At 72.4% G+C, this 12868-nt stretch carries 12 protein-coding genes; 7 read left to right on the top strand and 5 right to left on the bottom strand.

All coding sequences use genetic code 11. The annotated features are described in order from the left end of the window. Nucleotides 1–85 precede the first annotated feature (85 nt). Complete coding sequence (locus tag IE317_RS17215) at nt 86–1516, bottom strand: radical SAM protein (protein WP_191311217.1); 1431 nt, start codon at nt 1514–1516, stop codon at nt 86–88. Beyond that, the gene (locus IE317_RS17210) at nt 1516–4083 is read right to left on the bottom strand and encodes a glycosyltransferase (RefSeq protein WP_229902747.1); all 2568 of its coding nucleotides are present in this window, start codon (nt 4081–4083) and stop codon (nt 1516–1518) included. Before IE317_RS17210 ends, IE317_RS17215 begins: the two co-directional genes overlap by 1 nt. A 120-nt stretch (nt 4084–4203) precedes the next feature. Between IE317_RS17210 and IE317_RS17205 the strand changes: the two genes are divergently transcribed. From IE317_RS17205 to IE317_RS17190, 4 genes are all read left to right on the top strand, one after another. Beyond that, nucleotides 4204–5298 carry a sensor histidine kinase gene (locus tag IE317_RS17205; protein WP_191311214.1) on the top strand — a complete coding sequence of 365 codons (1095 nt, stop codon included), beginning with the start codon at nt 4204–4206 and terminating at the stop codon, nt 5296–5298. Further along, complete coding sequence (locus IE317_RS17200) at nt 5295–5948, top strand: response regulator (RefSeq protein ID WP_191311212.1); 654 nt, start codon at nt 5295–5297, stop codon at nt 5946–5948. Before IE317_RS17205 ends, IE317_RS17200 begins: the two co-directional genes overlap by 4 nt. An 85-nt stretch (nt 5949–6033) precedes the next feature. Beyond that, a complete protein-coding gene (locus IE317_RS17195; protein ID WP_191311210.1) occupies nt 6034–6423 on the top strand; it encodes a hypothetical protein in 390 nt (129 codons plus the stop codon). A 2-nt stretch (nt 6424–6425) separates the two neighbouring features. Further along, on the top strand, nt 6426–7736 hold the full coding sequence (locus IE317_RS17190; protein ID WP_191311209.1) for a DJ-1/PfpI family protein: 1311 nt from the start codon (nt 6426–6428) through the stop codon (nt 7734–7736). On the opposite strand, the gene IE317_RS17185 is transcribed toward IE317_RS17190, so the two are convergent. Further along, nucleotides 7720–9027 carry a cytochrome P450 gene (locus tag IE317_RS17185; protein ID WP_191311207.1) on the bottom strand — a complete coding sequence of 436 codons (1308 nt, stop codon included), beginning with the start codon at nt 9025–9027 and terminating at the stop codon, nt 7720–7722. The two genes, IE317_RS17190 and IE317_RS17185, sit on opposite strands and share 17 nt — an antisense overlap. A 39-nt stretch (nt 9028–9066) precedes the next feature. Further along, nucleotides 9067–9411 (bottom strand): hypothetical protein, encoded by a 345-nt coding sequence (locus IE317_RS17180; RefSeq protein WP_191311205.1) that lies wholly within the window; start codon nt 9409–9411, stop codon nt 9067–9069. Between the two features lie 136 nt (nt 9412–9547). Here IE317_RS17180 and IE317_RS17175 point away from each other — a divergent pair, with 136 nt between their 5' ends. The 3 genes from IE317_RS17175 to IE317_RS17165 all read left to right on the top strand — a co-directional run bounded on the left by IE317_RS17175 (nt 9548) and on the right by IE317_RS17165 (nt 12028). After that, on the top strand, nt 9548–10813 hold the full coding sequence (locus IE317_RS17175; protein ID WP_191311203.1) for a cation:proton antiporter domain-containing protein: 1266 nt from the start codon (nt 9548–9550) through the stop codon (nt 10811–10813). A gap of 87 nt (nt 10814–10900) precedes the next feature. Then, entirely contained in the window at nt 10901–11083 is a 183-nt protein-coding gene (locus tag IE317_RS17170) for a CsbD family protein (protein ID WP_013226939.1), read from the top strand. Between the two features lie 66 nt (nt 11084–11149). Then, nucleotides 11150–12028 carry an alpha/beta fold hydrolase gene (locus IE317_RS17165; RefSeq protein ID WP_191311361.1) on the top strand — a complete coding sequence of 293 codons (879 nt, stop codon included), beginning with the start codon at nt 11150–11152 and terminating at the stop codon, nt 12026–12028. Here IE317_RS17165 and IE317_RS17160 read toward each other — a convergent pair. Next, nucleotides 12019–12792: an SDR family NAD(P)-dependent oxidoreductase gene (locus tag IE317_RS17160; RefSeq protein WP_191311201.1), complete on the bottom strand. Its 774-nt coding sequence runs from the start codon at nt 12790–12792 to the stop codon at nt 12019–12021. The genes IE317_RS17165 and IE317_RS17160 overlap by 10 nt on opposite strands. Nucleotides 12793–12868: the final 76 nt, after the last annotated feature.

Raw genomic sequence — 12868 nt, 5'->3', positions numbered from 1 at the left:
CGATCACGTCGGCAACAGGTCCGGAATCCATGCTGCCTGCCGCACTCGCTCCCCGCGAGGCTCGTGTCACCCGATGCAGTGATCTTCAAAGTTCGGTGGTGATGATCGCCTCGACGAGCACCTCCCCGGCCGGGGTCAGGTCGACGACGTCCGGCCCCAACCGGACCAGGCCCCGCGAAGCCAGCGAACGGAACTTGCCCAGCCACGGTTCCGCGAACAGCGAACGTCCCGGAAACCGTTGGCGATGGAGGGAATCCCGCAGCGGCTGCAACGTCGTCAGCGCCATCTTGACGGCCCGGGCCTCCTGTGCCTCGGGCGTGAACCGCGTCGCCGACCCCAGCGGGATCCGGCCGGCGTTCACGGTTTCGGTGTAGCGCCGGGAGTTCACGTCGGTGATCGCCTCGGACGCGCGGCAGCTCGAGCTGCCGCCCAGCCCGATCGCCACCTCGGCTTCCTGCTTGTCCTGGTCGACCATGATCGACTTCCACTTCTCGGGCCCGAGGCCGTCGCGCGCGAAGTACATCGTCGGGTGCTCGGTGTACCCGGCCGTCCGCAGGCCCTCGGTCAGCAGCTCCCGCATCTGGTACTGCTCGCCGAGCGTCGGCCAGCGGTGGCCGTCGCGCACGAGCTTGTCGCGGTAGGACGGCAGCTGCCACGCGGCCGGCTTCTCGCCGGTGACGCCGGTGCGCGTGTCGCTGTAGGACGCCAGGTGCAGCTTCGTGCACACGACCGCCGTGACCTCGTTCTCCAGCACGACGTCGAGGTCGCGGCGGACGCTGTCGAGCGTCTGGTCGAGCAGGCCGTACATCAGGTCGATGCTGACCCACTCGAAGCCCGCCGAACGGGCGTTGCGCACGAAGTCGACGCACATCTGCGCGGTGTGCTCGCGCCCGCAGAGCCCGAGCACGTGGTCGTCGAACGACTGGACGCCGCTGGACAGCTTGGTGCAGCCCAGCTCCCGCAGCAGCTCGAGCTTGGCCGGGGTGAACGTGCTGGGGTCGCCCTCGAACCGGATGGTCGTGTCGGCGGTGAACCCGAAGTTCGCGCGGTAGAACTCCAGCAGCCGCCGGATTTCGGGTTCCGGCAGCAGCGACGGCGTGCCGCCGAAGACGTTGAACTCCCCCACCTCGGCGCCGGCCAGGTGGGGTACGGCGTCCAGCCAGAGCTTCGCCTCGGCGATGTTGAGGTCGACCCAGTCGGCCGCCTTCTCCATCTTTCCCTTCACCAGCACCACCGGGTACTGGCAGAACCGGCAGCGGTAGGCGCAGGTGGGGATGTAGGACCACAGGTGGATCGGACCGGACGACGCGAGCTGCGCGTCCAGATCGCGCAGGAACTCCGACGGCGATCCGGGGACGTTGCCCGGGAACACGTGCGCCCCGAACGGATCCTCCTGCACGAAGTCCAGGAGGTGCCGGTTCTCGGGCGCTTCGAGGACGTCGAGCACCGCGGGCCGCGGCCACGCGGGGTCGATCGCGTGCAGCGAGCCGACCGCTTCTTCGTAGCCCAAGGTCATCAGAACACCCCTCCGTTGCCGAAGTAGTTGTGGGCCTCGCCCGACTCGCGGTCCTCGCAGTAGTAGCGGACGAACTCCGCGAACCGCGCGGCCGGGACCTCCGCCAGGCACGGCGGCAGTGGCGGCGGGTGGCCGATGTCCTCGCCGACGTGCCGCCGCAGGCAGGCGAACAGCTCGTCGGCGAACTCGAAGTACAGCCGGTACGACGGTGTCTTGTAGGCGTGGATCGGCGTGAAGTCGACGACGCGCATCTCGTGCCGGATCTCGGTGATCCGCCGGGCCAGCCGCGCGGCGAGATCGGGCCCGAAGAACGCGATCACGGCGTCGTCCTCCAGCAGCGCGGGGGTCAGCAGCACCGGCAGGACGGTGTTCTTCGGCGTGAAGTCCTTGATCGAGAACTCCCACGCCTGCTTCGCCTCGGCTTCGGTGAGATCCACCGGCTCCGAAGGCGCCGACGGCCGGATGTCCCGCATCACGATGATGCCGTCCGAGCCGTACGCGCGGCCGGCGATGACCTCGTCGATGGCGTGGTCGACCCGCCGCGGGTTGATCTCGACGCGCGAGCGCGGCGCGTAGGTGATCGGGTCGCCGCCGTTGGCCACCTTGATCCCGAAGTCCCAGTCGTCGGAGAGGTGGTTGACGAACTTGCCGTCCTGCAGCTGGTAGAAGATCTCGATGCCGCCGGCGCGCTCGTAGGCGTCGCGCTCGACGGCGAAGCCCTTGCCGTCGGGGAAGCCGCCGAAGAGCGCGAAGGTGACGGCGCGGCAGCGCAGCGTCCGCTGGATCGCATCCCACAGCCGGGGCCGTCCCGTGAAGTGCGCGGGGTTGTAGTAGTAGTCGCAGACGCCGATGGCGGCCTTGCTCGACTCCATGGCCGCGAACAGTTCGCTCAGCCAGTGCGCGTCGACCCGGCAGTCGGCGTCGGCGGAAACGAGGTAGAACCGCTCCCCCGGGTCGCTGTCGGGCCGGTTGCGGCTCCGCGCGGCGGCGAAGTCCATCCCGGCCCGCCGCGCACACGAAACGCCCTGCTCCGGCTCGTGGATGACGTGCAGGGCCAGGTCCGGGTGCTCGGCCGCGAAGGCGTGCGCGATGGCCACGGTGTCGTCGGTGGAGTTGTTGTCGACGAGCACGACTTCGTACCGGTCCTTGTCCAGCGCGCGCTGGTCGTGCAGCGTCCGCAGCACCTCCGGGAGGTTCGCGGCTTCGTTGTAGACCGGCAGCACCACGCTCAGCCGCGTCGCCGCGCCCATCGGCGGCGGGTACAGCCGGTCGACCAGGTCGTCGACCACCCGCGCGCCGAACCGCGCCTGCCCGAGTTCCGAGTTCACCCGCACCACTTCCGCCCGTTTCCCTTCGTCGGTGATCAGCTCGGCGACTTCGCGGGCGAACGCCGCGTCCGGCAGGTCGCGGACCCGGATGTCCAGCACCGGGGCCCGGAAGCCGCCGTAGACGACGTCGTACAGCTCGTACCCGCTGGTGATGTACGGCGTCCCGGACGCGATCGCCTCGCTGACCGGGTTGCCGTAGCTCTCGTAGTCGTAGGAGGTCAGGAACGACACCACGGTCGCGTGGGCGAGGAGATCGCGCACGGAGTACCGGCCGGGGACGCTCGTGTCGTACGGGGTCAGCCAGCCGCCGAACACGACGCGCTCGCGCACGCCGAGGCGGTCCGCGAGGGCGGCGAGCCGGGCGTGCTCGGTGGGCGTCTCGGCGACGTCACCGGCGACGAACAGCCACGCGTCCGGCAGCAGGGCCAGCAGGTGGAGCTCGCGGTCGATCCGCTTCTGCGGGATGACCCGCGTGATCCGGGCCAGCAGCGGGACGCCGTCGGGAATGCCGTGGTCACGACGGAAACCCGCGTTCCGCTCGTCGATCCGGGCGGGCGCGATGGCGAAGGAGTTCGGCAGGACGTCGATGGTGGCCAGGCCCGGCACCCACTCGAGGGTCCGCGCCAGCGCCTCTTCGTGCAGGGCGAAGTAGTGGATGTACGGGGAGTTCCGCGGTGCGGGGACGCCGGGGTACGGGAACGTGCCGTACTTGGCGATCCCGGGTTCGCTCTGCCACATCAGGTCGTGGTCGCGCCAGAAGACGAACCGGCCGAGCCGGTGGCGGGCGCCGTAGCGCTCGATCGCGGCGTACAGCGCCTCGGTGTAGGCGAGGTTTTCCGGCAGGGTCCCGTTTTCCACCATCACCATCGTCACGCCGAGGCGTTCCCAGGTGGCCACGATCCGGTCCGCCAGCTCGCTCGCGATGCGGTCGAGTTCGGGCCGCAGCGCGTCGTCACCGGCCTGGACGACCTGGGCGAGCACCGCTTCGACGAATTCGCGGTCGTAGCCGCGGATCTCCGCCACCCCCTCGACGCGGTCGAGCGTGACCCACTCCGGCAGCAGCTCGGCTTCGTCGCGGTAGGGCCGGAAGAACGCGCCCTTGTCGGCCTTGATGTCGTACCCGAGGTCCAGGTGGACGCGGTGCCCGCGGGCGGCGAAGCGGCGCGCCGTCTTGAGGAACTCGACCACGACCCCGGACAGCGGAGTGGCGTCGAAGGACACGCCCCAGAGCACTGACATCGATGTCAAACCCCCGAATCGGCTTGGCCGTCGAGTCCAGCGTAAGCGCGGGGCTGCCGAACGGCCGTGTGAACGCTTTCGTGGTTGACCCCGAGCGCCCGCACCCTCCACAGTGACCGCATGAACCGGGCCCTCGGGGTGCTGACCTGCGGCGCCTTCCTCTCGATCGTGCTCGGGGTCCTCGGCTCCGGGGAACCCTGGCTCGCTCTCGCGCTCGGCGCGGTCTTCGCCGTGCTCGCCACCGCGGTCTTCGGCTGGGTGCGCGGCCACGAGCAGCTCGCCTGGGGTGCGGCCTACGTCGCCGTCCAGCTCCCCCTGGCCTTCGTGCTCTTCACCATCGACGCCGGGGTCGGGACGACGCTGTACCTGGTCGTGCTGGTCAGCCAGTGCGTGCTGCTGCGCCTGCCGCGGCCCGCGATCGCCCTCGTCATCGCCGTGATCCCGCTGGTGCACCTCGGGATGTCGCTGGGCGAAGGACTGCGGGAGGGCATCGGCACGCTCATGTCGGTGCTGTTCGCCGCGATCATCACCGAACTGTCGCTGCGGGAGCAACGCTCGCGAAGCGAGCTCGCCGAGGCCTACGCGAAACTCCGTGACCACGCCGCCCAGGCGGAGCGGCTGGCGACGGCGCAGGAGCGCAACCGCGTCGCGCGCGACATCCACGACGGCCTCGGGCATTCGCTCACCGTCGTCCAGATGCAGGTGAAGGCCGCGCGGGCGGTGCTGCCGACCGATCCCGCCAAGGCCGACGACGTACTGGCGAAAGCGCAGGAGCAGGCCGAAACCGCGCTGGCCGAGGTGCGCCGCTCGGTGCGGACGCTGCGGGAACCGCGGCCCGTCCCGCCGCTGCCGGAGGCGCTGAAAGCCCTCGCCGAAGAGACGTCGGCCACCGGCGTCACGGCCCGGCTCACCGTGACCGGCACCGAACGCCCGCTGGCCGACGAGCAGCGCGAAGCGCTCTACCGGGCCGCGCAGGAAGGCCTGACGAACGTCCGCAAGCACGCCGGCGCCTCGACGGCCGACGTAGTCCTCGGCTACGCCGCCGGCGCGGTCCGGGTCGAGGTCCGCGACGACGGCCGGGGCAGCGACGGCGCGGCGCCGACCGGCTTCGGCCTGGTCGGCCTCCGCGAGCGGGCCGAACACCTCGGCGGCGAGCTCGCCTTCACCTCGACCCCCGGCCGCGGCAGCGCCCTGACCATGGAGATCCCCGGATGACGCCGGTCCGCGTCCTGCTCGTCGACGACCAGGCCCTGTTCCGCGAAGCACTCGCCACCCTGCTCGCCACGCACGACGGCATCGACGTCGTCGGCGAAGCCGGCAACGGCGACGAAGCCTTGCGCCAAGCCGCTGCGCTGGCTCCGGACGTCGTCCTGATGGACCTGCGCATGCCGGTCCTCGACGGCGTGGCCGCCACCCGGCGGCTGCGGGCCGAGCACACGGACATCCGGGTCATCGCGCTGACCACCTTCGACGACGACGAAGACGTCTTCGCCGCCGTGCGCGCGGGCGCCGTCGGCTACCTGCTGAAGGACGTCTCCTCGGCGCGGCTGGTCGAGGCGGTGCTGGCCGCGGCCCGTGGGGAGTCGGTGCTGCAGCCCTCGGTGGCGGCGAAGGTGCTCGCCCGGTTCGCGCAGCTGCCGGACGCGCCGGAACCCCGGCCGCAGCCGCTCGTGGTGCCGCTGTCCGAGCGTGAACTCGACGTGCTGCGCCTGCTCGCCGACGGCCGCAGCAACCGCGAGATCGCCGCGGCGCTGTTCCTCGCCGAAGGCACGGTCAAGAACCACGTCACGAACGTGCTGGGCAAGCTCGGGGCGCGCGACCGCACCCAGGCCGCTCTGCGGGCGAGGGACCTCGGCCTGCTGTAGACCATGACCCCCGGTCATGACTTCCGGCACCTGGCCGCACGCCCGGAACCCGCGATTCTCCTTCCAGAACAACCTGGAGGGAACCATGACCACCACCACACCCCCGCGGACCACCACCCGCAAGCTCGCCCGCTTCGCCGGCCACTACGTCGAAATGGTCGCCGCCATGCTCATCGGCATGGTGGCGCTCGGCCCGCTGTGGCCCGCCGCCTGGCTCGAGCGCCCGGACGCCGACGCACTCGTGATGGCCACGAACATGACCGTCGCGATGGTGCTCGCGATGGCGCTGCGACGGCACTCGTGGCCGCGGATCGCCGAGATGGCCGCCGTGATGTACCTGCCCTTCGCAGCACTGCTCGTGCCCCACTGGCTGGGCGCGCTCTCCGGGACGGCGCTGATGGTCGCCGGGCACGTCGTCATGTTCCCGCTGATGCTCGCCGCCATGGTGTGGCGCCGCGCCGAGTACTGGCACTGATCATGCTCAAGCGCATCGCCTTCCTCCTCGCCGCGGTGATCGCCGTGCTGGTGGTCCCCGCCGTGGGCGCGACCGTCTCCGCGCTCGGAGCGTTCGACGCCCTCTACGCCCCCGGCCCGGCACGGCCCGTCCCCGCCGCGGCCCCGGTCGCCCACGACCCGGCCAAGCCGACCGCGGTGGTCGTCATCGGCGACCGCGGAGCCGTCGTCTCCGACGCGCTGGCCCCCTACGAGATCCTGGCCGCGACCGGCCGGTTCAACGTCTACACGGTGGCGTCGCACCGCGAGCCGAAGCCGCTGACCGGCGGCCTCGACGTGGTGCCCGACCTCGATTTCGCCGGCCTGGCCGCCCGGCTCGGCGGGGCCGCGCCGGACCTCGTCGTCGTGCCCGCGTTCCCGGACGTCGGCGAGCCCACCACCCAGCCGGTGACCGGGTGGCTGCGGGAGCAGGCCGCCCACGGCTCGAAGCTGCTGAGCGTCTGCAACGGCGGCGCGGTGCTCGCCTCCGCCGGGTTGCTCGACGGACGGCCGGCCACCGCGCACTGGCTGAAGGTCGACGCCTGGGCCGCCGAGTACCCGGCGGTGCGGTGGGTGCGCGGAGAGCGGTTCGTCGACGACGGGAACGTCGTGACCACCGCCGGGATCCTCTCCGGCATCGACGGCACGCTCCACTGGGTCGAGCGCCTGGCCGGGCCCGCGGTGGCGGCCGACGCCGCGGCGGCCATCGGCTGGCACCGCTACGGCACCGCGGTGCCCGTGCACGCGCCGGCCGGGCTGCCGGACGCGGCCGCGATCGTCAACGCCGGGTTCCGCTGGCACCCCGACGAGATCGGCGTGCTGCTCGCGAACGGCGTCGGCGAGGTCGAACTCGCGTCGGTGTTCGACACCGAAGGCCAGTCGCTGTCCTCGCGCACCCTCGCGGTCGGCATCGACGGCGGCCCGATCCGGTCCCGGCACGGGCTGACGTTCCTGCCCCGCGCGGCCCTCGCCTCGGCGCGGCTCGACCGGCTGCTCGTCCCCGGCGCGACGCGCGGGATCACGCCGCCACCCGGCGCGCCGGCCCCCGAGTACGTCCACGACCGGCCGGGCTTCCCCTACGACACCGCGGTGAGCGGGCTGTCCCGCCACACCGACGTGGCGACCGCGCAGTGGACGGCGAAGGTGCTGGAACTGCCCACCGACGGGATCGTGTTCGAAGGTGACGCCTGGCCCTGGCTGCCGACGGCGCTGCCGATCGCGCTGGTGCTGCTGGGCGTCGCGGGCGTCGTCGTGGTGGTCCGGGTGCGGCGGAACCGGCTCAGCCGACCGGCTTGAGCTTCAGGTGGAAGTTGTCCAGGGTCGCCGGCAGCGGGCGTTCCGGGGACAGCACCGGTCCCGACGCCTGCTCGTACCGGTGCTCGCGCAGCAGGTTCGCCAGCATCGTGCTCGCGCAGAACCGGACCAGGTCCCGGCCCGGGCAGATCGCCGGGCCCGCGCTGAACGGGACCAGGGCGGGGTTCTCCGCCGCCCGGCCGTCGAGCCAGAGGTCCGGCTCGAACCGGTCCGCGTAGGGCAGGTCCGGGTCCCGGTGGAAGAACGGCGTGAAGATCAGCACCGTCGTTCCCGCCGGGCCCCAGGACGTCTCTTCGGTCGTCTCCCGCAGGATCATCGGGGTGGTCGGCCACAGCCGGACCGCGTCCAGCACGCACGCGCGCAGGTAGCTCAGCTGGTGGGGCTCGGTGAGGTCGAGGCCGTCCAGCTCCGAGCGGGCGCGCTCCAGCTCCGCCGGGTGGCTCGCCAGCAGCGCCAGCGTCCGGTACGTCGCCATGCCGGCCGCGTCGAACGCGAACAGCCAGTGGGCCACCTGATCGGGGGCGTCGGCAGCGTCTTCGGCGGCGATCACGGCGGCGAGGCTGCCCGGCTCGGCGCGCTTCAGGTGCTCGGCCAGGCGGCGCCGGAACTCCTCGCGCAGCTGCTTGCGCTTGGGGTGCGCGTACGCCCAGTTCGCATCGAGGCGCAGGCGTTCGAGCTGGTCGGTGAGCGTCGTGTCGTCCCGGGCGGCCGAGCCGAGCACCACGCGCCGGACCAGGCACCACCACGTCACGTTGAAGGTGTCCCAGTCGAGCGTCGCCGACTGCGGCAGCACGGCCGCTTCCTCGGCGATGGCCCGGGCGAACGGTGCCGCCAGCTCGTGCAGCGGACGGCCGGGCTGGAGCACGGCTTCGGTGAACCGGCGGCGAGCCGTCCGCTCGGCCGCGTCCGAGATCAGGACGCCGTGCGGCTGGAAGTGGCCCAGCGCGGCGCGTTTCTCCACTGTGGACGGACTGAACGGCGTCGGCGCGCCGGCCAGCAGCCGCTTCACGTCCGCGCCGGACAGAGCCAGCCCGACGGACCGGCCGGGCACGCGCAGCTTCAGCGGGTGCCCGTGGTGGCGGTCGCGCAGCCGGCGCAGCAGCCGCACGGCCCGGCGGTCGAACTGCAGCTTCCCGGCCACCGCCATCATCGCGGGACGGCGCTTGATCACCCCGCCGGCCAGCGTGGGCAGGGCCACTTCGAGCGCGACACGCAGGGTTTCGGCCACCGAAGCGGCCTCCGGGTGCGTGCGGTGTTCCCGAGTGGACGTCATGGCGCCCGGTTACCCGCGGGTGCCGGCCCGGAAACGCCTTCAGCCGCGCAGGGCGACGTTCAGCACGTCCCCGGCGTGGTCCAGGCAGTCGACGCAGATCACCGCGTCCCGCGCGGCACAGTCCACCCGCAGCAGCGGGCGCCGGAGCCCGAGGAACGTCCGGCGCTCCCGGCGGCCGCAGAAGTCGCAGACCGCGGCCAGCGGCGACGTCACCGCCGCCAGCACGTCACCCGCGCCGCTCTCCCGGTCCGCGCCGTCGCGCACCACCCGCAGGCCGGCCCGCACGCAGTCCACGCAGATCGGCCCGTTCCGGCCGGGCACCCGGGGGTCGCGCCGCCTGCCGCAGAACCGGCACGGCGCACCCGCCCCGTTCGTCGCCGTCACCGCGGCCTCCTCATCGGTTTCGCCGCTCGCGCGCCGGGAATCCGGGCCGCGGCGCGCCTCTTCCTGCCACGCTACCCGGCTCCCGGGTACCCGGCCGATCGCAGTGGCGCGGGAACGAGTGCGCAGGAGGAGTTCGTTGTCGTCGTTGACGGTGTTGTTCGGAGTGGCCGGCGTGCTCGCGCTCGCCGCGGCCATCGTGCCGAAGCTGGTGGCCGACCGGCCGTTCTCGGTGCCGCTGGTGATGCTCGTGGCCGGGATCGTGCTCGGGATGCTGCCGCTGCCCGAGCCCTACGGCAACGGCTGGAGCGACCCGGCCGCCCACCTGGACGGCGTGGAATCCTTCGCCCAGCTGGGCATGCTCGTGGCGCTCGCCGGGGCGGGGCTGTCCGTCGACCGCTCGTTCGGCCTGAAGAGGTGGGGCTCGACCTGGCGGCTGCTCGCCATCACCATGCCGGTGTCGATCCTCGCGATCGCCCTGCTCGGCCACTGGTGGCTCGCGCTCGCCCCCGGCGTCGCGCTGCTGCTGGCCGCGGCACTGGCGCCGACCGACCCGGTGCTGGCGGGCGACATCGGCATCCCGCACCCCGACGTCGAGCCGGAACTGGCCCGCAACAACGAAATCCGCTTCACGCTGACGACCGAAGCCGGGCTCAACGACGGCCTCGCCATGCCGTTCATCGTGCTCGGCCTGGCCCTGGCGAGCGGGCAGCCCCGGATGGACCTGTCGTGGGTACTGGTGGACCTGCTGCTGCCGCTGGTCATCGGCGTCGTGGCCGGCCTGGTCACCGGACGGCTGCTCGGCTGGGCGATCTTCCGGACGCCATCGGACCGGTTGCGGCTGGCCGAGTACGCCGACGGGCTGGTCCTGCTCGCGCTCGCGTTCGTGCCCTACGCCTTGTCGGAAGTGGTCCACGGCAACGGGTTCGTCGCCGTGTTCGTCGCGGCGGTCGCGGTGCGCACGCAGGAACGCGAGCACGAGTACCACGGCGTCCTGCACGCCTTCGGCCACCAGCTGGAACGGCTGTTCGTCCCGCTCGCCCTGCTGGGGCTGGGCCTGGCCATCGGCGACGGCCTGCTGCGCGGGCTGCAGCCCCTCGAAGTCGTGCTCGCCGTCATCGCCGTGCTGGTGGTCCGGCCGCTGGTGGCCTGGCTGTCCCTGCTCGGGGCGCCGTCGCCCGGACGCCCCGCCACCGCGGCGATCGCGTTCTTCGGCGTCCGCGGCATCGGCACGATCTACTACCTGGCCTACACGCTCAACCGGCTTCCGGTGCCGCAGCAGGACGTCCTGTGGCGGGTCGGCGCGCTCGCCGTCGCGGTGTCGGTGATCGTGCACGGCGTCCTCGCCGAGCCGGCGATCCAGCGGATCGAGCGGACGGGCGGGCACCTGCCGGCCGATGTGTAGCTTTCGAACCAGTGGGTAACCCTGGATCGAGGCCCTTTTGGCGACTGGCCGATCCGGAAATGTCGCCGCGACGGAAGGTGCACCCTGATGAACGACAAGCTGGAAAACAAGGGCGAAGAGCTCAAGGGCCGGGCCAAGGAAGCCGTCGGCGACGCCACCGACAACGAGCAGTGGCAGGCCGAGGGCAAGTCCGAGCAGGCCAAGGGCTCGCTCAAGCAGGCCGGCGAGAAGATCAAGGACGCCGTGAAGGGCGTCACGGACAAGAAGTGACCCGTGTTCCGCTGCCGCGCCCCGGACGCCGGGGCGCGGCAGCGGGCTCATGTCTGGGGGCAGGACGTGTTCGAGGGCTTCACGCTGGAGCGCGTCGACGTCGGTGACGTGACGCTGCGGGTCCGCCACGGCGGCTCGGGGCCGCCGGTCCTGCTGGTGCACGGCCATCCGCGGACGCACACGACGTGGTACCGCGTCGCCCCGCGGCTCGCCGAGCGGTTCACCGTCGTCTGCCCGGACACCCGCGGCTACGGCGAATCCACCAAGCCGCCGACCGACGAAAACCACACGCCCTACAGCAAGCGCGCGATGGCGGCGGACTGCGTCGCGCTGATGCGCCACCTCGGCCACGAGCGGTTCTTCGTGGCCGGTCACGATCGCGGCGCCTACGTGGCCACGCGCCTGGCGCTCGACCACCCCGGCGTCGTCCGCGGCGCGGCGATCCTCGACGCCGTCCCGATCGCCGAGGCCCTGGACCGCTGCGACGCGCGGTTCGCGCGCGAGTGGTACCACTGGTTCTTCTTCGCCCAGCCGGAAAAACCCGAGCGGGTGATCACCGCCGACCCCGGCGCCTGGTACGACGTCGCCACGAGGAACACCCCCGAGCGGCTCGGCGCGGAGAACTTCGCCGACTTCCATCGCGCGATCCACGACCCGGCCACGGTCACCGCGATGCTCGAGGACTACCGCGCGGGCCTGGGTGTCGACCGTGCCCACGACGACGCCGACCGCGCCGCCGGGCGGCGGATCACCTGCCCCGCCCTGGTGCTCTGGTCCAGCGACGACGACATGGAAGACCTCTACGGCGACGTCCTGGCCGTCTGGCGGCCGTGGACGACCGACCTGCGCGGGCACGCGATCGCCTCCGGGCACCACGTGGCCGAGGAGAACCCCGAGGCCCTCGCCGCCGCGCTGGGCGAGTTCTTCGGCGGGATTCAGCGGTAGCGGGAGGCGAGTTCCGGGCTCTGGCCCCCGAAGGCGGCCAGGTCGGCCCGGAAGACGGCGTCGAGCAGGCCCGCCTCCTCGACACCGGGCGCGGTCACCACTTCGCCGAGCTCGAAACCACGCAGGGACGCGGTGACGACGTCGGCGGCGGCCATGCGGGGCACCGCGCTGAGGTCCAGGCCCTGGCGCTCGTGGAACTCGCTGGCGACGACGCCCGGGCACAGCACCTGCACCCGGACACCGGTGCCCTCGAGCTCGGCGTTCAGGGTCTGGGACAGGGCGACGAGATAGGCCAGGGAGCCGGCGTAGACGGCCCGGCGGGGCAGCACGGAAGCGTCGGCAGGGCCGCTGAACGCGATCATCCCGGCCACGTTGACGATCCTCCCCCCGCCGCGTTCCTGCATGCCCCCGACCGCCGCGCGGGTGAGCATGGTGGGCGCGCCGACCTTGACGTGGACGAGCTCGCCGGCCTTGGCGGCGGGCAGCTGCGCCAGCGGCATGTAGTGGGCGACACCGGCGTTGTTGACGAGCATGGTCAACGGCTCGGCCGCGCAGAGGGCGGCGAGGGTGTCGATGCCGTCGTCGGTGGACAGGTCGGCGGCCACCGTGCGGACCCGGACGTCCGGGTGGGCGGCGGCGAACTCGGCGAGGCGGTCTTCGCGGCGGCCGGTGACGATCAGGTCGTAGCCGTCCGCGGCGAGGCGTTCGGCGAAGGCCCGGCCGATGCCGGAGGTGGCGCCGGTGACGAGAGCGAGCTGGTTCACGGTTTCGTTCCTTTCGCGGGATCTGCCACCACGATCGGCCGGTCCGCCGGGTGCGGGAAGTGGTCCGGTTTTCCTG

The organism is Amycolatopsis bullii (assembly GCF_014654205.1).
GTDB lineage: Bacteria > Actinomycetota > Actinomycetes > Mycobacteriales > Pseudonocardiaceae > Amycolatopsis > Amycolatopsis plumensis.
The sequence above is the reverse complement of the archived record's forward strand: the minus strand, read 5'-3'. Positions and strand labels throughout refer to the sequence as shown.